General features: G+C 55.0%; 1 protein-coding gene. It reads left to right on the top strand.

Features of this window, described 5'->3' with window-relative positions:
• Positions 1 to 605, top strand: a 605-nt coding sequence (locus ACLJOK_RS33545) for a hypothetical protein (protein WP_410822496.1), incomplete at both ends; no start/stop codon positions are given.

The following is a 605-nucleotide window of genomic DNA, read 5'->3' on the forward strand; positions in this document are numbered from 1 at the left end:
GTCCCGGTACAGGTTTTCTGCCCTGCCTGCGGTTTTGCCAACACCTTTTGGGGGAAAACGACCGCCGACGGGACATTGATTGAACACTTTGGTCGTCGCTGTCAGGGATGGTTTGAAGATGACGACGGTCATCGCGAACAATGTGACTTCCGTTTCCGTTTTAAAAATTGCCCGCAATGTAACGCGGAAAACGATATTGCCGCCCGCCGCTGCCGCGAATGTGACACCGTACTGGTTGATCCGGACGATATGTTAAAAGCGGCGCTACGACTGAAAGACGCGCTGGTATTACGCTGTAGCGGCATGTCTTTGCAACATGGGCACGACGAGAAAGGCGAATGGTTGAAAATCACCTATTACGATGAAGACGGCGCGGATGTGAGTGAGCGTTTCCGTCTGCAAACACCTGCCCAGCGTACCGCCTTCGAGCAGCTTTTTATCCGCCCGCATACGCGCACACCGGGCATCCCGCTGCGCTGGATCACCGCCGCCGATATCCTCGCCCAGCAAGCCTTATTGCGACACCCGGATTTTGTCGTCGCCCGCATGAAAGGCCAGTACTGGCAGGTGCGTGAAAAAGTGTTCGATTACGAAGGTCGTTTTCG

This window comes from Micromonospora sp. 050-3, assembly GCF_046549335.1.
Classification (GTDB): Bacteria; Actinomycetota; Actinomycetes; order Mycobacteriales; family Micromonosporaceae; genus Micromonospora; species Micromonospora trifolii.